Origin of the sequence: Pseudomonas sp. BAY1663 (assembly GCF_000582595.1) — a bacterium.
GTDB classification, from domain to species: domain Bacteria; phylum Pseudomonadota; class Gammaproteobacteria; order Pseudomonadales; family Pseudomonadaceae; genus Stutzerimonas; species Stutzerimonas stutzeri_AF.
The window spans coordinates 57,669-74,337 of record NZ_AZSV01000012.1 but is presented as its reverse complement, the minus strand read 5'-3'; the positions used below and the strand labels follow the sequence as shown (position 1 = coordinate 74,337).

Sequence of the window (16,669 nt, the reverse complement as noted above, 5' to 3'; positions counted from 1 at the left end):
GCATTCAAGCAACTCGCTAAACGCCTCATGAAAGCAAAACTTTCATTCAACACACACTAACTTGCCAGTCCGGTATCAGCACCTAACATCCATAAAAAAGCCCCGCACCATTCAATGCAGGCTTTTCCATTCAACCGGAACGATCAGGCTCAGTCGACCAGGCCCAGGCGCTTATCCGCCATTGCACTGATCTCACGGTACGCCACCGCATCATTCTGCAGCGTGGTCTCGCGAGCCGGGAAAATCTCGCCCAGCTTGCTCGCCCAGGCCTGCGAGCGATACTGCTCGGGGAAGCAGCGCTCGATCAGATCCAGCATGATCGACACGGTGACCGAAGCGCCCGGCGAAGCGCCGAGCAGCGCGGCGATGGTGCCGTCCTTCGCCGCCACCAGTTCGGTGCCGAACTGCAGGATGCCGCCCTTCTTCGGATCCTTCTTGATGATCTGTACCCGCTGGCCGGCCACTTCCAGGCGCCAGTCCTCGGCCTTGGCCTCGGGGTAGAAACCGCGCAGGGTTTCCAGGCGATCGTCCATGGACTGCATCACTTCCTTGATCAGGTAGCGGGTCAGGTCCATGTTGTCGCGAGCCACCGCCATCATCGGGCCGATGTTGCTCGGGCGGATCGACAGCGGCAGGTCCATGAACGACCCGCGCTTGAGGAACTTGGTGGTGAAACCGGCGTAGGGCCCGAACAGCAGGGACTTCTGGCCATCGACCACACGGGTGTCCAGGTGCGGCACCGACATCGGCGGCGCGCCGACCGCGGCCAGGCTGTAGACCTTGGCCTGGTGCTGCTTGACGATCTCCGGATTGTCGCAGCGCAGCCACTGGCCGCTGACCGGGAAACCACCGAAGCCCTTGCCTTCCTCGATGCCGGACATCTGCAGCAGCGGCAGTGCCGCGCCGCCGGCGCCGAGGAAGACGAAACCGGCCTGCACTTCGCGCGAATCGCCGGTGCGGGTGTTCTTGATGTCGACCTTCCAGCCACTAGCGGTGCGCTCGAGGCCGGTGACCTTCTGGTTGTAGGACACCTTGACGCCGGTGTCGCGCGACAGGTAGCTGAGCAGCTGGCTGGTCACCGCGCCGAAGTTGACGTCGGTGCCGTTCATGGCGCGGGTCGCGGCGATCGGCTCGTCGGCGGCACGGCCCGGCATCATCAGCGGCATCCACTCGGCCAGGGTCGCGCGGTCCTCGCTGTATTCCATGTCGGCGAAGGCATGGTGGGTCTTCAGCGCGTCGAAGCGGCGCTTGAGGTAATCGATGTTCTTGCTGCCGCGCACGAAGCTCAGGTGCGGCACCGCATTGATGAAATCGCGGGGAGAGCCGAAACCTTCGCGGTCGGCCAGGTAAGCCCAGAACTGCTTCGAGACTTCGAACTGGGTATTGATGAGCACGGCCTTCTTGATGTCGATCGTGCCGTCTTTGCTGTCCGGGGTGTAGTTCAGCTCGCAAAGGCCCGCGTGGCCGGTACCGGCGTTGTTCCACGGGTTGGAGCTTTCGATGGCTCCGGATTCCTGCAGCTCGACGATTTCCAGCTTGATATTGGGATCGAGTTCCTTGAGCAGTACCGCCAGGGTCGCACTCATGATGCCGGCTCCCACCAGCACCATATCCACTGCTTCGCTATCGTGTTGCGTCATCAACGCGTTCTCCAGAATCACAGCATTAAACTGTCGTGACCGCAGTACGCGGCCGCGTAAAACCCACCAGCCAGACGGTCGGGAACGGAGCATGGTTCCCATACCGCTGCTCGGGAGCATGTGCCCGAGAACAGGCGTCGAAACACCACCTGCCAGCTGTCGGAAGGGCGGCTTTTGGCCTCCTTCCCCTCGCTGCGATCCATCCGGAGCGGGCCTTGCCCAGTGCTCTACGGCGACGCGGCGAGAAAAACGATTGTGAATCCTGCTCGCGAGCCCGGCCGCTGCGCGCGGCTCGCAGTCCGCGCGCTGGCGACTATGCTCGATACTTCGATACGAAGCGGCGCCCCTTCGGATCAGCCGCGCATGGCCTCGACCAATTCGATGTAGGGCCTGGCGTGACGCTGGTCGGCGACCAGGTCGATGAAGTCCTGCCCCTTGGCATTCCGGGCGCCGAGGTCGTAGCCGGCCGCCACGAAGAAACCGAGAAAGCGCTCGAAGTCATCGAGGCGCAGGCCACGATAGGCCTTGACCAGCTTGTGCAGCGAAGGGGGCGTGTCGTCAGCCGGCTCAGGCTGCAGAAACAGCTTGATCGACTCGTCCGCGATCTCGTCGCCAATCACCTGTTTCTTGTCTTTACGCATGTCGCCTCCGCTCCACGGGGTATCACGGGGGCGGCAGTTTACTCCTCGAAGGCGGCTCACTCAACGCGCCAGGGCCGCTTGCGACCAAGGTCGTACATCGCCGCCCTCGCCGCCGAGCGATCTTTCAGGGGACACAAAAAGCAGCTTGCTTCCGCGCCTATAATGGCGCTTTGCGCACAAGGAGCGTCCCCGGCATGAAGTTCCCCCCCTCTTCGCCGCTTGGCGCCAGGCGCTACGCCTGGGATACGGAGCCCGCGCCCTGCGCGGCGATATCAGCGCGGGCCTGACCGTTGGCATCATCGCCATCCCGCTGGCCATGGCGCTGGCGATCGCCGTCGGCGTGGCGCCGCAGCATGGTCTGTATACCGTGCTGATCGCCGCTCCGCTGATCGCCCTGACCGGGGGGTCGCGCTTCAACGTCTCGGGGCCGACCGCCGCCTTCGTGGTGATCCTGCTGCCGATCACCCAGCAGTTCGGGCTTGGCGGGCTGCTGCTGTGCACCATGCTGGCCGGCCTCATCCTGATCACCCTCGGCCTGCTGCGCGCGGGGCGCCTGATCGCCTTCATTCCCTATCCCGTCACCCTCGGTTTCACCGCGGGCATCGGCATCGTCATCGCCACGCTGCAGATCAAGGACCTGTTCGGCTGATGCTGCTGGAACAGCCGCAACACTATGTCGAGCAGGTCGCCCTGCTGGTGCGCTCGCTGCCCGGGGCCCGGCTTGGCGACACCCTGGTGGCGGCGATCTGCCTGGCGATCCTGATCATCTGGCCGCGCTGGGTACCCAAGGTTCCCGGACACCTGGTAGCGCTGACCGTCGGCGCGCTGGTGGGGCTGGCCCTGGAGTCCTCCGGGCTGCCGGTCGCCACGCTGGGAGAACGCTTCAGCTATACCCTCGACGGCGTTAGCCACCCGGGTATCCCGCCGTTCCTGCCGGACTTCGCCTGGCCATGGCTGCTGCCCGGGCCGGATGGCCAGCCGCTGCAGCTGAACTACGATCTGTTCCATCAGCTGCTGGCGCCGGCCTTTGCCATCGCCATGCTCGGCGCCATCGAGTCGCTGCTCTGCGCGGTGGTGGCCGATGGCATGACCGGCAGCAACCACGAGCCGAATGGCGAACTGATCGGCCAGGGCCTGGGCAACCTGATCGCCCCGTTGTTCGGCGGCATCACCGCTACCGCCGCGATAGCCCGCAGCGCCACCAACGTGCGGGCCGGGGCGTTTTCACCGCTGGCGGCGATCATCCACGCCGGCGTGGTGCTGGTGGCGATCCTCTGGCTGGCGCCGCTGTTCAGCTACTTGCCGATGGCCGCGCTGGCGGCGTTGCTGGTGATCGTGGCCTGGAACATGAGCGAAGCGCCGCATGTGCTGCACGTGCTGCGCATCGCGCCGCGCAGCGACGTGCTGGTGCTGCTGACCTGCCTGGTGCTGACCGTGCTGTTCGACATGGTGCTGGCGGTGGGCGTCGGCCTGCTGCTGGCCGCCGGCCTGTTCATCAAGCGCATGAGCGAGCTGACCGACACCACGGTGCTTTCGCGCGATCAACGCAAGCTTCTCCAGGATATGCCCGAGCACGTCGCCACCTATGCCATCCGTGGCCCGCTGTTCTTCGGCGCGGCGGAAAAGGCGCTCGGCGCGTTGCGCCGCTTCAACCCCGAGGTCAAGGTCGTCATCGTCGACGTCAGCGCGGTACCGATGCTGGACATGACTGCCCTGGCGGCGCTGGAAAACGTGCTGGTGGATTACCGCAAGCTGGGCGTCACCCTCATTCTCAGCGGCAGCAACGCGCGGGTGCGCCTGAAATTGCGCCGCGCCGGCATCCACCGGCTGGAGGGGCGGCTGCTGTACGTGCGCGACCTGAGCCAGGCCCGCGAAAAGGCGATGCGCCTGCTGCAGCCGGACGCGCTGACGGCGCCGGCCTGACCCTGCGCCGGTGCCTCCCCGCCCAACGGAAGGCGCCGGCCGCCACCATGCCTCAGCCGGCGTGCTGCTGCAGGTTGGCCATCATTTCCCGGAGCGCCTCGATGTTGTCCGCCGGGTGTGCGGCATTCTCGAAGTCGCAAATCCGTTGCCAGTGTGCGGCGACATCTTCGGCATCGAAGCCGGCCCGCGGATCGAAGCCCATGCCCAGGCTGCGCTCCCAGCGCACCTTGCCCATCCAGCCGCCACCGACCTCGAACAGCCCGGCGGTGTCCTGGCAGCGCTCGCTGGCCAGGTACACCACCAGCGGGCTGACCAGCTCCGGCTTGAGCTGCTCGAATACCTGCGGCGGGATCAGCCCTTCGGTCATGCGCGTCGCGCCGGTGGGCGCGATGGCATTGACCAGGATATTGCTCTTGCGCCTTCCAGCGCCAGGGTGCGGGTCAGCCCGTAGAGGCCGAGCTTGGCCATGCCGTAGTTGGACTGGCCGAAGTTGCCGTAGATGCCGGACGTCGAGGCGGTGAAGATCACCCGGCCATAGCCTTGCTCGCGCATGTGCGGCCATGCGGCCCGGGTGACCTTGTAGGCGCCTTCGACATGTACGCGATAGACCAGGTCCCAATCGGCATCCTCCATCTTGTGGAAGGTCTTGTCGCGCAGGATGCCGGCATTGTTGACCACCACATCGACACGGCCGAAGGTATCCAGCGCCTGCTGCACGATCCTGCCGCCATCGGTCACCGAGTCGTGGTTGGCCACTGCGCTGCCGCCAGCCTGGCGAATCTCCTCTACCACGCGATCGGCGGCGGAACTGCTGGCCCCCTCGCCCTGGGCGCTGCCGCCCAGATCGTTGACCACGACCCTGGCGCCATGACGGGCGAACAGCAGCGCATGTGCGCGGCCAAGCCCGCCACCGGCACCGGTGACGATCACAACCTTGTCTTCGAAGCGGATGGCTTCAGTCATTCGGGGCTCCTTCAGCGGATTTTTCATGGGACGGTTTCGTCGACCGGGCGAGTGTCGGCGAGGGCCCAGGCACCCACAACCAACCGGCCGCGAATGAATGCCGGAGCATAAGACAGCGGGATGATGCGATGGACGATAGCAGCCACGTCCACCGTCATGAGCATTTTTCATTCAATCCGGCTCAACCCCCGTCAAAACGGCTCCACAGGCATCTTTACCCAAACAAACCACAGAGTTTTCCACAGCTTCCGGGGATAACCTCGGCCATTGCATGTCGCCCTTTTGATAGCTTCCCACTGTTCGTCAACATGACGACAACCCCCCTGTAGCGCGGCATCCAGCCGCATCCCCAGTTATCTGGCAAAAAATGTACGCACCACGCCAGCCCCGATGAGCACTCGCTCGCAGCGGCTCTTCCCAAGCTTATCCACAGATTGCTGCACAGAGTTCGGGGATAAACCCAAGCAGTCACGATAGCCATCGTCCTATCGCGACGATGTTCAGAATCAACGGGCCGGCTAGCCGGAGCGCCCATACCATGGGCTCATCAACCGCGGAGGAGCCTGACCATGTTCAGCCACAACCTGTTCGAATGCCTGTTCGCCGATTACGCCTCGGCGGTCAGCGGTGCCTGGGTCGATCGATGATCTCGCCGGGGGCACCGCTTGGCCCCGGTCGCCGCGCGGCGTAACCTGCGGGCAGTCCCTGCAACGGAGTCAACGATGTCCCTGCGTTCCATTTGCGTTTTTTGCGGCGCCAGCACGGGCGCCAACCCGATCTATGAACAGGCCGCCCGCGAACTCGGCCGCACCCTGGCGGCCAACGGCATCACGCTGATCTATGGCGGCGGCGCCGTGGGTCTGATGGGGGTGGTGGCCAACGCCACCATGGAGGCCGGCGGCGAAGTCGTCGGCATCATCCCCCAGAGCCTGAAGGATGCCGAAGTCGGCCATACCGGCCTCACGCGCCTGGAAGTGGTCGACGGCATGCATGCACGCAAGGCCCGGATGGCCGAGCTGTCGGATGCCTTCATCGCCCTGCCCGGCGGCCTGGGGACGCTGGAAGAGCTATTCGAAGTCTGGACCTGGGGCCAACTCGGCTATCACAACAAGCCGCTCGGCCTGCTCGACGTCAACCACTTCTACAGCAAGCTCAGCCACTTCCTCGACCATCTCGTCGAGGAACGTTTCGTGCGCGGCGCCCATCGCGACATGCTGCAGCGCAGCGATTCGGCGCAAACGCTGCTGCGCCTGCTCGAGGATTGGCAGCCGACCGTGCACGCCAGGTGGGAAAAAACCGCGCCGGCATGACCGGCCGCCGCAATGCAGGAATGCCCGTGCAACGCGGGCATTCCGTCGAGCTGAGCAAAATTCAGCCAGTGACGCCAAGGCGGCAGGATATGGGGCTTCGCGACGCCTTTGCCCACTTTATCCACAATGACGTCCACAACAACCGGGGATAACCCATCGCCAATGGCGATGGCGCCTGCGGTTCTTTCCCTTCTCATGCCGGCTGGAGCTTTTTCCTTCGACAAACAAGGCGTTGAGCGAAATTTGAGCAGATTCTTCAAGGCTTAGTGCTGCAAGGCCCAGCGCCTTCATTCCCATGCTTATCCACAGAAAGCTGCACAGCTGTAGTGGATAACGGAGGAAACCATTTCCGCGCTCTGCACTCCACCGTGGTAGTGGTTGCAGACAACCAGACAGGAGGCCGCATGAACGATCGCGCCATCGAGTCCGCACGCAGGCTGGTGCCGCCGGCAGGACGAGGCCGCCTCGTATGAGCTGGCTCGCCCTGACGCTGGTAGCCTTCGTCTGCTTCGTGCTGGTGTTCTTCATCAAGAACCGGCAGCTCAACCATCCGGCATTGCAGTTTCCCTATCGCCTCAAGGAGCCCCTGTTCGCCCCGGCCGAGCGCGAACTGCTGGCGATGCTGCAACGCAGCGCCGGCGACGACTACCTGATCCTCGCCAAGGTAGGCGTCGCCGATGTCGTCGAGGTCACCGCCCTCGCGCGCAGGGCGTACTGGTACCGGGCGACCAACCGGATCGCCGCGCAGCGCTTCGATTTCCTCCTGTGCCGCAAGAGCGACCTGACCGTCGTCTGCGCGCTCCAGCTGGACGAGCCACAGGCCGCGGACGATTTCCTCGACCAGCTGTGCCGGACCGTCGATCTGCCGCTGATTCGCCTCTCGCCCGAGGCCGCCGGCTCCTTCCGTGAGGTCCGCGAAGCGCTGGACCGGGCAATGCTTCACTAGGGATGGAATGTCGACAGGCATGGGCGGTCACAGTCATGCGCGAAGGCGCAGAACCGCAGCGGCCCCTGTTCCGCAATCGCCCCCTCCACCTCGAGTAATGCAATGAAATACGCACTACCCCTGCTCCTGCTTTCCCTGTCCCCCATCGCCGCACAGGCCGAAGATCGAGCCTGCCATACCATCGACGAGCAGCAGGTCGCCGCTCTCTTCGACCGCTGGAACGACGACGTGCAGTCGGGCGATCCGCAGCGCGTGGTCGACAACTATGCCCCCGGGTCGTTGCTGCTGCCGACGGTATCCAACACCCCGCGCCCGACTGCAGCAGGCAAGCTCGACTATTTCAGGCATTTCCTCGCCTTGCAGCCGACCGGCGAGGTCGTCTCGCGGATGATCCAGATCGACTGCAACAGCGCGCTGGACACCGGCCTCTACGATTTCCACCTCGGCGATGGCAGCACCGTCCGCGCACGCTACACCTTCACCTACAAATGGCACGACCCCGCCGGGCAGTGGCTGATCACCAGCCATCACTCCTCGGCGCTACCGCAGCCGGCGGAGCGGGTTCATGAGGACGGCGAAGCTTCGCCGAACTGATCCGCTTCTGTACCGGCACCACGCGCGGAAAATGACGAAAACCTCATCGCTCGGCACACGACTCGGTCGCGGCCGGGGCACAATGACAGGCGAGCGGCGCCCAGCACATTTGCACCGCCCCTGCCGTACCCGATACTGGTAACAAGCCCCTACCCGGAACGCCGCTTCATGCAGTTCAAGCCATTGCTGTCACGCCTGTTCGAACTGGCCAGCCGCCTGATCCGCCGCTATCCGGGGACCATCGCGCTGTTCGGTTTCTGTTCCGGCGTGGCCAGCTTCCTGCTGGTGGAACGGCATGCCGGCCTGGCCAAGGTGGTGGCGCTGGTCATGCTGGTCAGCTGGCTCTGGCTGGTGCTCGAATCCAGCCTGCGCCGCAGCCTGCAGCGCTGGTTCGGCTGGCAGGTGCCGCCGCCATTGCTGCGTTACGCGACGCAGATGGTGCACCAGGAAAGCCTGTTCTTCATCATTCCGTTCTTCGTCATCACCACCACCTGGAACAGCGGCCAGGCCCTGTTCACCGGGCTGCTCGGCGTGGCGGCGCTGATCTCGCTGATCGACCCGCTGTACTACAGGTGGCTGGCACCGAGGCGCTGGCTCTACCTCGGTTTCCACACCCTGACGCTGTTCGCGGTGCTGCTTACCGCCTTGCCGATCATCCTCCATCTCTCCACGCCGCAGAGCTACCAGCTGGCGCTCGCGGTCGCCGTGCTACTGGCACTGCCGAGCCTCAGCGGCCTGTTCCCGCGCTGGAGCTGGCGCAACGTGCCGGGCATCGTACTGCTGGCCGTGGCGCTCGGCGGCGCGGGCTGGCTGGGGCGCACCTGGGTGCCGCCGGCTACGCTCTGGCTCACCGATGTCGCGGTGACCATGAGCCTCGATGACCGCCAACGCAAACCGGGCCAGGGCCTGCGCCAGTTGAACAGCGCCGAGCTGAAGGCCAACGGGCTGTATGCCTATACCGCGATCAATGCGCCGCGTGGCCTCAAGGAGCGCATCTACCACGAATGGCTGCACAATGGCCGGCAAGTCGACCGTATCGCCCTGGACATCAGCGGCGGCCGCGAGGCGGGCTATCGGGCCTGGACTCATAAGCGCAATTTCCCTGCCGAGGCGGCTGGCCGCTGGCGGGTACGGGTGGTCACCGAGGCCGGGCAGATGATCGGCATGTTGCGTTTCCAGGTGACCGACCAGGGGCCTGCGCGGTCAGCGGGATCAACCCAGGTACGAATGGGACAAGCCCCCGGCGAGGCCCCATGACTGCCGCACTCGACTGAACGACCCCACCGAACCCACTGCGCATCCACGACTCAATACAGTCAGAACCCGGCGCACTGGAGACGAACATGGAGTGGTGGTCGATCATCAGCAGCACCATCGCTTCGGAGTTTTCCGACATTCCCGACCTGGAGCAGGCGACACGGATCGGCTGTCGCCTGCTGATCGCCTCGATCCTGGGCGGACTGCTCGGCTACGAACGCGAGCGTCGGCGCAAGGCGGCCGGGCTGCGTACCCACATGCTGGTGGCATTGGGCGCGGCCCTGTTCGTGCTGGTGCCGGTGCAAGCCGGCATGGGCGGCGACGACATCTCGCGGGTAATCCAGGGCATCGTCACCGGCATCGGCTTTCTCGGTGCCGGGACTATCCTCAAAGGTAGCTCGATCGAGGATGTCAAAGGGCTGACCACCGCTGCGGGCATCTGGCTCACCGCGGCCATCGGCATCGCCGTCGGCATGGGCCACGAGGCCACCGCCGTGCTCAGCACGCTGCTGGCGCTGGCGATCTTCGTGCTGATGCCGCGCCTGGAGCGGCACGCCGCGCTGCATGCCCGCAAGCGCCGGAAAGACAACGAAGGAAGCAGATCGCGCGGGCCGAGCGATGGCGGCCCGCCCCCACCACCAGCCTGAGGAATTCCCATGCACGATTCCCGCCTTGTCCTGCTGATCGGTGCCGCCCTGCTGGCCCTCGGCGGTTGCAGCGAAACGGCCACGCTGCCGGTCGAATCCGGCTATGGCCCCAACCCGCCCCTGCCGGAACCGCACAAGACCCTGCTGCCGACGGTGAACATCGCCCCCGCCACAGGCTGGCCGGACGGCGCCAAGCCCCAGGCTGCAGCGGGCCTGCGAGTCGAGGCATTCGCCCGCGACCTCGATCATCCACGCTGGCTTCATGTGCTGCCCAACGGCGACGTCCTGGTCGCCGAAAGCGATGCACCGCCCAAGGAGGGCAAGCAGGGCATTCGCGGCTGGATCATGAAGAAGATCATGGCCCGCGCCGGCTCCGGCAATCCCAGCGCCAACCGCATCACCTTGCTGCGCGACAGCGATGGCGACGGCGTGCCCGAGCGGCGCACGGTGTTCCTGGAAAACCTCCATTCGCCGTTCGGCATGGCGCTGGTGGGCAGCGATTTCTACGTCGCCAATACCGACGCGCTGCTGCGTTTCTCCTATGAGGAGGGCATGACCCGCATCGCTGCCGAAGGCGAGAAGGTGGTGGACCTGCCGGCCGGGCCGATCAACCATCACTGGACCAAGAACGTCATCGCCAGCCCGGACGGCAAGCACCTGTACGTCACCAGCGGATCGAACAGCAACGTGGCCGAGAACGGCATGGAAGCCGAGGAAAACCGTGCCGCGATCCTCGAGGTGGATCCCCGGACCAGGACCTTGCGGCTGTTCGCCTCGGGCCTGCGCAACCCCAACGGGCTGGCCTGGCAGCCCGACAGCGGCGCGCTCTGGACCGCCGTCAACGAACGCGACGAAATCGGCAGCGACCTGGTGCCGGACTACATGACCTCGGTGCAGGCCGGCGGCTTCTATGGCTGGCCCTACAGCTACTACGGCCAGCACGTCGACGTGCGGGTCAAGCCGCAGCGGCCGGAGCTGGTGGCGCGCGCCATCGTCCGGACTATGCCCTGGGCGCGCACACCGCCTCGCTCGGCCTGGCCTTCTACGAAGGGACACTGCTGCCGCAGCGCTATGCCAAGGGTGCCTTCGTCGGCCAGCACGGTTCCTGGAACCGCAAGCCGCGCAGCGGCTACAAGGTCGTGTTCATTCCCTTCCGCGAAGGCATGCCGGCCGGGGCGCCCGAGGACGTGCTCAGCGGTTTCGTCAACGACAAGGGCGAGGCCATGGGGCGTCCGGTCGGTGTCGCGGTAGACAAGAGCGGTGCCCTGCTGGTGGCCGATGACGTCGGCAACGTCATCTGGCGCGTCACGCCAGGCGGCGATTGAGAGGCCTCGCCACAGGCGTGAAACGGCGCTGCGCTGAAACTCCCGGAGCGCTCAGGGGCCAAAAGAGAACCCTACCCAGCGAGGACTTCCCATGTTCAAGCGCGCGCTCTACCCCCTTGCGGCCGTACTGCTGCTCGCCGGCTGCGCCAGCAACGTGCAGAACCCCGTCGACCGGATCACTTATCGCGATGAGCCCCTGGTCCGTGACGTCGAAGAGGGAATGACCCAGGAGCGGGTACTGGCAATCGGCGGCGAACCATCCAGCGCCGGCGCCCGTACCGCCGCTCCGGGCCTCTGCCACGACTACATCCTCAGCCGGGACGGTAAGCAGCAGCCCTACTACGTCAGCTTCGACGCCTCTGGACGCGTGGACGGCAAAGGCTTCCTGACTTGCCGGCAACTCGAGGAGAACCAGCGCAATCAGCGCCGTTGAGACGCATCGGCGGCGTAGCGGCACCCGCTGCGCCGCCTATTTCCACGACCAAGGAGGCCCGTCATGCCCCGTGGAGACAAATCCAAATACAGCGAAAAGCAGCAGCGCAAGGCCGAGCATATCGAGCAGAGCTACGAAGAACGTGGCGTTTCCGAGAAGGAGGCCGAGGCGCGAGCCTGGGCGACGGTCAACAAGCAATCCGGCGGCGGCGAACGCAAAGGCGGCTCGGGCAGGACGAAAAGCGAAACCGCCAAGCGCGCCGAACGCAAGGACTCCGCCCACCGGGCAGCGCAGACGCGCAAAGGCGATTCGCCGAACAAGGGCTCGGCCCGCCGCTCGAAATCCACTAGCACGGCGCTGGCCGACATGACCCGCGACCAACTGATGGACAAGGCACGCGAGCGCGATATCCGCGGCCGCTCGAAGATGCGCAAGGACGAGCTGCTGCGCGCCCTGAGCTGAGCGAGACGCCATGCAACGCCCAGAGCCGGACAGCGACCCGCCGATGCCGGAGCGCAATCCCAAGCGCGAGGAGCCAGGCGATCCGCTGCCGATCGACGAGCCAGGCCGGCCGCCACGCGAGCCGGAGCCGGATGGAAGCCAGCTCACAAAACTTTCCGTCCCGGCTCCGATCTCAATTGGCGAACCGTGAATTCGCCGCGACATCCTCGCGGCGAGACAAAGCCGACGAGGACACCGTGATGAGTTACGTACAACTGAGCGACAAGCAAAGCCTGCGTCAGCGGGCCCGCCAACATGTCGAGAACGGAGCCGTAACCGAAAGCTATTCCGCCGACCGCGAGGTGGTGGTCAACCTGCTCAACGAAGCCCTGGCCACGGAGCTGGTCTGCTATCTGCGCTACAAGCGCCACTACTACATGGCCACCGGGCTCAAATCCACCCTGGCTGCGGACGAATTCCTCGAGCACGCCAACGAGGAACAGCAGCATGCCAATCGCCTCGCCGAGCGTATCGTGCAGTTGGGCGGCGAACCGGACTTCAACCCCGACAGCCTGACCGAACGCGCCCACGCCCAGTACGTCGAGGGCAACGGGCTGCGCGACATGGTCTTCGAGAACCTGGTGGCCGAGCGTATCGCCATCGACAGTTATCGGGAGATCATCCAGTACATCGGCGACAAGGACCCCACCACCCGGCGCATCTTCGAAGACATCCTCGCCCAGGAAGAGGAACACGCCGACGACATGGCGGGGCTGCTGGACGGCATGAATTGAAGCGGCAAGCTCCGTAGGTTGGGTTGAGGCGCGTAGCGCCGAAGCCCAACACACAGACGAGCCCCGTGTCACCGCACCCGTTGGGCTTCGCTGCGCTCAACCCAACCTACGATCTGGTCCCAAATCATGGAACAGGATTCGAAGGCCTCGGTGCATACCGGGGATTTTCAGGAATGCGCCATGCCTGGCGTATAAAAAAAGCCACCCGAAGGTGGCTCAATCAGGAAGAGAGGTACTGCTTAACCGGCTGCCACCGGACGCATGTAGGAGATCGGTGCGGTCTGCGGGTCATCGAAGGTCACCAGTTCCCACGCATCCTTCTGGGCCATCAGGGTGCGCAGCAAGCGGTTGTTCAACGCGTGACCGGATTTATAGCCGCGGAATTCGCCGATCAGGCTGGTTCCCAGCAAGTAGAGATCACCGATGGCATCGAGAATCTTGTGCTTGACGAACTCGTCCTCGTAACGCAGGCCGTCTTCGTTGAGCACACGGTTTTCGTCCACCACGATGGCGTTTTCGACGCTGCCGCCCAGTGCCAGGTTGTGCGAGCGCAGGAATTCGATGTCGCGCATGAAACCGAAGGTTCGTGCACGGCTGACTTCCTTGACGAAGGAAGTGCTGGAGAAATCCACGCTGGCGGTCTGGGTACGGCCCTTGAAAACCGGGTGGTCGAAGTCGATCTCGAAGCTCACCTTGAAGCCATCGAACGGCAGGAAGGTGGCGCGCTTGTCACCCTCCTCGACAGTCACTTCACGGGTGATGCGGATGAACTTCTTGTGGGCGTCCTGCTCCTGCAGGCCGGCGGATTGAATCAGGAATACGAAAGGCCCGGCGCTGCCATCCATGATCGGCACTTCCGACGCGGAAAGTTCGACGTAGGCGTTGTCGATTCCCAGGCCGGCCATGGCCGAAAGCAGATGCTCCACGGTGTCGACCTTGACGTCCCCATTGACCAGCGTCGTGGACATGGTGGTTTCGCCCACGTTCTCGGCCCGCGCGGGAATCTCCACGGGCGGGTTGAGGTCGGTGCGACAGAACACGATTCCGGTGTCTACCGGTGCCGGTTTCAGGGTCAGGTAAACCTTCTCTCCCGAATGCAAGCCGACGCCGGTAGCGCGAATGATGTTCTTCAGGGTGCGTTGTCTGATCATGGCCTTTTGCTTCGCTATAGCACTAGTTGCGAATTGTTTTCAACAATTGCCGGCGATAATAGCAGATGCCAACTTTGCTGAATACCAATCACAACAATACTCCTGATAACTTCAATCAATCGGCCTGACGACGCAGAAACGCAGGAATATCCAGGTAATCCAGGTCCTCTTGCGGGTTCAGTTTGGCTGCGGTGGCGGCCGCATGCGCCTGGTTGCGCATCACGGTCGGACGCTCCAGGTCACGGTAGTTGACCGCCGCCTGTTCCTGACGCGGAGCCTGTGCCGGCGCTGCGGCAACGGTGGTCTGCACGGTGTTGTCGACGACCTTGACCGGCTTCTCGTTGCGCGCGCCCAGGCCGGTGGCCACGACGGTGACGTGCAGTTCGTCGGCCATCTCCGGATCGATCACGGCGCCGACCTTGACGGTGGCTTCGTCGGAGGCGAAGGCCTCGATGATCTCGCCCACCGCGGCGTACTCGCCGAGGGACAGGTCCAGGCCCGCGGTGATGTTCACCAGGATGCCACGCGCGCCCTGCAGGTTGACGTCTTCCAGCAGCGGGTTGCGGATGGCCGCCTCGGTCGCTTCACGCGCACGGTTCGGGCCGGTGGAGCTGCCGGTGCCCATCATCGCCATGCCCATCTCACCCATGACGGTCTTGACGTCGGCAAAGTCGACGTTCATCAGGCCCGGACGCTGCATGATGTCGGAAATGCCGCGCACCGCGCCGGTCAGCACGTCGTCGGCCTTGGCGAACGCGGCCAGCAGACTGGCGTCCTTGCCGAGGATGGTCAGCAGCTTCTCGTTGGGAATGGTGATCAGCGAGTCGACGCACTCGGACAGCGCACGGATGCCTTCGTCGGCGACCTGCATGCGGCGGCGGCCCTCGAAGGGGAACGGACGGGTGACCACGGCGACGGTGAGGATGCCCATTTCCTTGGCCACCGAAGCGATGATCGGCGCGGCGCCGGTACCGGTTCCGCCGCCCATGCCGGTGGTGATGAACACCATGTCGGCACCCTCGAGCACTTCGGCGATGCGCTCACGGTCTTCCATCGCCGCCTGGCGGCCGATGTCGGGATTGGTGCCGGCGCCCAGCCCCTTGGTGATGGCCGAACCGAGTTGCAGCACGGTACGCGCTTCGATCTTCTTCAGCGCTTGTGCATCGGTGTTGGCACAGATGAATTCGACGCCCTCGACGTTGTTGCGGACCATGTGATTGACGGCATTGCCGCCCCCACCGCCGACGCCGATGACCTTGATGACTGCACTTTGCGGGGTATGATCTACGAGTTCGAACATTTCCCTCTCTCCTTCCAGCTTTCTATTTTTGGTGTTACACGCACTGCTCAGAAATTGCCCTGGATCCAGCCCTTGAGCCGGTCCAGGACAGATGTCTTGTTGTCTTCGGTGAAATTACCGAGGCCGGACATGGGGATGCCGTCGGCCTGCTTGCGCAGTCCGTACAGCAACAGGCCCACGCCCGTTGAATAGATGGGGTTGCGTACTACATCGGTCAGTCCCTTGACGCTGTGCGGCACGCCCAGGCGCACCGGCATGTGAAAGATTTCCTCGGCCAGGTCGACGGCTCCTTCCATCTTCGCTGTGCCGCCTGTGAGGACGATCCCGGCGGGGACCAGATCCTCGTAGCCGCTGCGTCGCAGTTCGGCCTGGATCAGGGTGAAAAGCTCGTCGTAACGCGGCTCCACCACTTCGGCCAGCGCCTGCCGGGAGAGTTCCCGCGGCGGACGATCGCCGACGCTGGGGACCTTGATGGTCTCGCCGGCGCCGGCCAGTTTGGCCAGCGCGCAAGCATAGCGAATCTTGATCTCCTCGGCATACTGGGTCGGCGTGCGCAGAGCCATGGCGATGTCGTTGGTGACCTGATCGCCAGCAATCGGAATGACCGCGGTGTGGCGAATCGCGCCCTCGGTGAAGATGCAGATGTCGGTGGTGCCGCCGCCGATGTCCACCAGGCACACGCCCAGCTCCTTCTCGTCGTCGGTGAGCACGGCGTGGGCCGAGGCCAGTTGTTCGAGGATGATGTCGTCCACTTCCAGGCCGCAGCGGCGCACGCACTTCTCGACGTTCTGCGCCGCGTTCACCGCACAGGTGACCACGTGCACCTTGGCTTCCAGGCGCACGCCGGACATGCCCAGCGGCTCGCGCACGCCTTCCTGGTTGTCGATCACGTAGTCCTGCGGCAGGGTGTGCAGCACACGCTGGTCCGCCGGAATCGCCACGGCCTGGGCGGCGTCGAGCACGCGCTCGAGGTCCGCCGTGCTGACCTCGCGATCGCGGATCGCCACGATGCCATGGGAGTTCAGGCTACGGATGTGGTTGCCGGCCAGGCCGACGAAGGCCGAATGGATGCGGCAGCCGGCCATCAGCTGGGCTTCCTCGATGGCGCGCTGGATCGACTGCACGGTGGATTCGATGTTGACCACCACGCCTTTCTTCAGCCCACGCGAGGGGTGGGTACCGATACCGACGATTTCCAGCTCGCCATCGGCGGTCACCTCGCCCACCAGCGCCACCACCTTGGAGGTGCCGATGTCCAGGCCGACGATCATCTTGCCGCTTTGCACGCTAGACATGTATTTCAT

Annotated in this window: 13 protein-coding genes and 3 pseudogenes; 10 read left to right on the top strand and 6 right to left on the bottom strand. The window is 64.6% G+C overall.

What is annotated here, in order from left to right; all coding sequences use genetic code 11:
- Positions 1–149: 149 nt before the first annotated feature.
- Positions 150–1,655, bottom strand: coding sequence for a malate dehydrogenase (quinone) (gene mqo / locus BAY1663_RS06000; RefSeq protein WP_256206562.1), 1,506 nt, complete (start codon positions 1,653–1,655; stop codon positions 150–152).
- Positions 1,656–1,993: 338 nt separating this feature from the next.
- Positions 1,994–2,281 carry a PA4642 family protein gene (locus tag BAY1663_RS05995; RefSeq protein WP_037038583.1) on the bottom strand — a complete coding sequence of 96 codons (288 nt, stop codon included), beginning with the start codon at positions 2,279–2,281 and terminating at the stop codon, positions 1,994–1,996.
- A 238-nt stretch (positions 2,282–2,519) separates the two neighbouring features.
- Here BAY1663_RS05995 and dauA point away from each other — a divergent pair.
- A pseudogene (dauA, locus tag BAY1663_RS05990) lies at positions 2,520–4,204 on the top strand (C4-dicarboxylic acid transporter DauA).
- A gap of 52 nt (positions 4,205–4,256) precedes the next feature.
- On the opposite strand, the pseudogene BAY1663_RS05985 reads toward dauA, so the two are convergent.
- Positions 4,257–5,167, bottom strand: a pseudogene (locus BAY1663_RS05985) (SDR family oxidoreductase).
- Positions 5,168–5,889: 722 nt separating this feature from the next.
- Between BAY1663_RS05985 and BAY1663_RS05980 the strand changes: the two are divergent.
- The 9 genes and pseudogenes from BAY1663_RS05980 to BAY1663_RS05940 all read left to right on the top strand — a co-directional run bounded on the left by BAY1663_RS05980 (position 5,890) and on the right by BAY1663_RS05940 (position 12,914).
- Complete coding sequence (locus BAY1663_RS05980; RefSeq protein ID WP_037038581.1) at positions 5,890–6,477, top strand: TIGR00730 family Rossman fold protein; 588 nt, start codon at positions 5,890–5,892, stop codon at positions 6,475–6,477.
- Between the two features lie 469 nt (positions 6,478–6,946).
- Positions 6,947–7,423, top strand: coding sequence for a DUF2726 domain-containing protein (locus BAY1663_RS05975; RefSeq protein ID WP_037038578.1), 477 nt, complete (start codon positions 6,947–6,949; stop codon positions 7,421–7,423).
- Between the two features lie 102 nt (positions 7,424–7,525).
- Positions 7,526–8,017, top strand: coding sequence for an SgcJ/EcaC family oxidoreductase (locus tag BAY1663_RS05970; RefSeq protein WP_037038575.1), 492 nt, complete (start codon positions 7,526–7,528; stop codon positions 8,015–8,017).
- Positions 8,018–8,185: 168 nt separating this feature from the next.
- Positions 8,186–9,274, top strand: a complete 1,089-nt coding sequence (locus BAY1663_RS05965) for a DUF2914 domain-containing protein (protein WP_256206559.1) — start codon at positions 8,186–8,188, stop codon at positions 9,272–9,274.
- Between the two features lie 86 nt (positions 9,275–9,360).
- Positions 9,361–9,921, top strand: a complete 561-nt coding sequence (locus tag BAY1663_RS05960; protein ID WP_051497082.1) for an MgtC/SapB family protein — start codon at positions 9,361–9,363, stop codon at positions 9,919–9,921.
- Positions 9,922–9,930: 9 nt separating this feature from the next.
- Positions 9,931–11,246 (top strand): annotated as a pseudogene (locus tag BAY1663_RS05955) (sorbosone dehydrogenase family protein).
- A 91-nt stretch (positions 11,247–11,337) separates the two neighbouring features.
- A complete protein-coding gene (gene osmE, locus BAY1663_RS05950; RefSeq protein ID WP_037038572.1) occupies positions 11,338–11,679 on the top strand; it encodes an osmotically-inducible lipoprotein OsmE in 342 nt (113 codons plus the stop codon).
- 63 nt (positions 11,680–11,742) lie between these two features.
- A complete protein-coding gene (locus tag BAY1663_RS05945) occupies positions 11,743–12,141 on the top strand; it encodes a Rho termination factor N-terminal domain-containing protein (protein WP_037038570.1) in 399 nt (132 codons plus the stop codon).
- A gap of 239 nt (positions 12,142–12,380) precedes the next feature.
- Positions 12,381–12,914, top strand: a complete 534-nt coding sequence (locus BAY1663_RS05940) for a bacterioferritin (RefSeq protein WP_037038568.1) — start codon at positions 12,381–12,383, stop codon at positions 12,912–12,914.
- A 239-nt stretch (positions 12,915–13,153) separates the two neighbouring features.
- Here BAY1663_RS05940 and lpxC read toward each other — a convergent pair whose 3' ends face one another.
- The 3 genes from lpxC to ftsA form a co-directional block, all read right to left on the bottom strand.
- On the bottom strand, positions 13,154–14,065 hold the full coding sequence (lpxC, locus tag BAY1663_RS05935) for a UDP-3-O-acyl-N-acetylglucosamine deacetylase (protein ID WP_037038566.1): 912 nt from the start codon (positions 14,063–14,065) through the stop codon (positions 13,154–13,156).
- Positions 14,066–14,180: 115 nt separating this feature from the next.
- The gene (ftsZ, locus tag BAY1663_RS05930; protein WP_037038553.1) at positions 14,181–15,365 is read right to left on the bottom strand and encodes a cell division protein FtsZ; all 1,185 of its coding nucleotides are present in this window, start codon (positions 15,363–15,365) and stop codon (positions 14,181–14,183) included.
- A 47-nt stretch (positions 15,366–15,412) separates the two neighbouring features.
- Positions 15,413–16,660: a cell division protein FtsA gene (ftsA, locus tag BAY1663_RS05925; RefSeq protein ID WP_037038551.1), complete on the bottom strand. Its 1,248-nt coding sequence runs from the start codon at positions 16,658–16,660 to the stop codon at positions 15,413–15,415.
- Between the last annotated feature and the right edge of the window lie 9 nt (positions 16,661–16,669).

Excerpts from the sequence above, each read along its gene's own strand:
- BAY1663_RS05975 (WP_037038578.1), top strand. The coding sequence starts at position 6,947 with ATGAGCTGGCTCGCCCTGACGCTGGTAGCCTTCGTCTGCTTCGTGCTG.
- BAY1663_RS05970 (WP_037038575.1), top strand. The coding sequence starts at position 7,526 with ATGAAATACGCACTACCCCTGCTCCTGCTTTCCCTGTCCCCCATCGCC.
- BAY1663_RS05965 (WP_256206559.1), top strand. The coding sequence starts at position 8,186 with ATGCAGTTCAAGCCATTGCTGTCACGCCTGTTCGAACTGGCCAGCCGC.
- BAY1663_RS05940 (WP_037038568.1), top strand. The coding sequence starts at position 12,381 with ATGAGTTACGTACAACTGAGCGACAAGCAAAGCCTGCGTCAGCGGGCC.
- BAY1663_RS05960 (WP_051497082.1), top strand. The coding sequence starts at position 9,361 with ATGGAGTGGTGGTCGATCATCAGCAGCACCATCGCTTCGGAGTTTTCC.
- BAY1663_RS05945 (WP_037038570.1), top strand. The coding sequence starts at position 11,743 with ATGCCCCGTGGAGACAAATCCAAATACAGCGAAAAGCAGCAGCGCAAG.
- lpxC (WP_037038566.1), bottom strand. The coding sequence starts at position 14,065 with ATGATCAGACAACGCACCCTGAAGAACATCATTCGCGCTACCGGCGTC.
- ftsA (WP_037038551.1), bottom strand. The coding sequence starts at position 16,660 with ATGTCTAGCGTGCAAAGCGGCAAGATGATCGTCGGCCTGGACATCGGC.
- BAY1663_RS05980 (WP_037038581.1), top strand. The coding sequence starts at position 5,890 with ATGTCCCTGCGTTCCATTTGCGTTTTTTGCGGCGCCAGCACGGGCGCC.
- ftsZ (WP_037038553.1), bottom strand. The coding sequence starts at position 15,365 with ATGTTCGAACTCGTAGATCATACCCCGCAAAGTGCAGTCATCAAGGTC.
- osmE (WP_037038572.1), top strand. The coding sequence starts at position 11,338 with ATGTTCAAGCGCGCGCTCTACCCCCTTGCGGCCGTACTGCTGCTCGCC.
- BAY1663_RS05995 (WP_037038583.1), bottom strand. The coding sequence starts at position 2,281 with ATGCGTAAAGACAAGAAACAGGTGATTGGCGACGAGATCGCGGACGAG.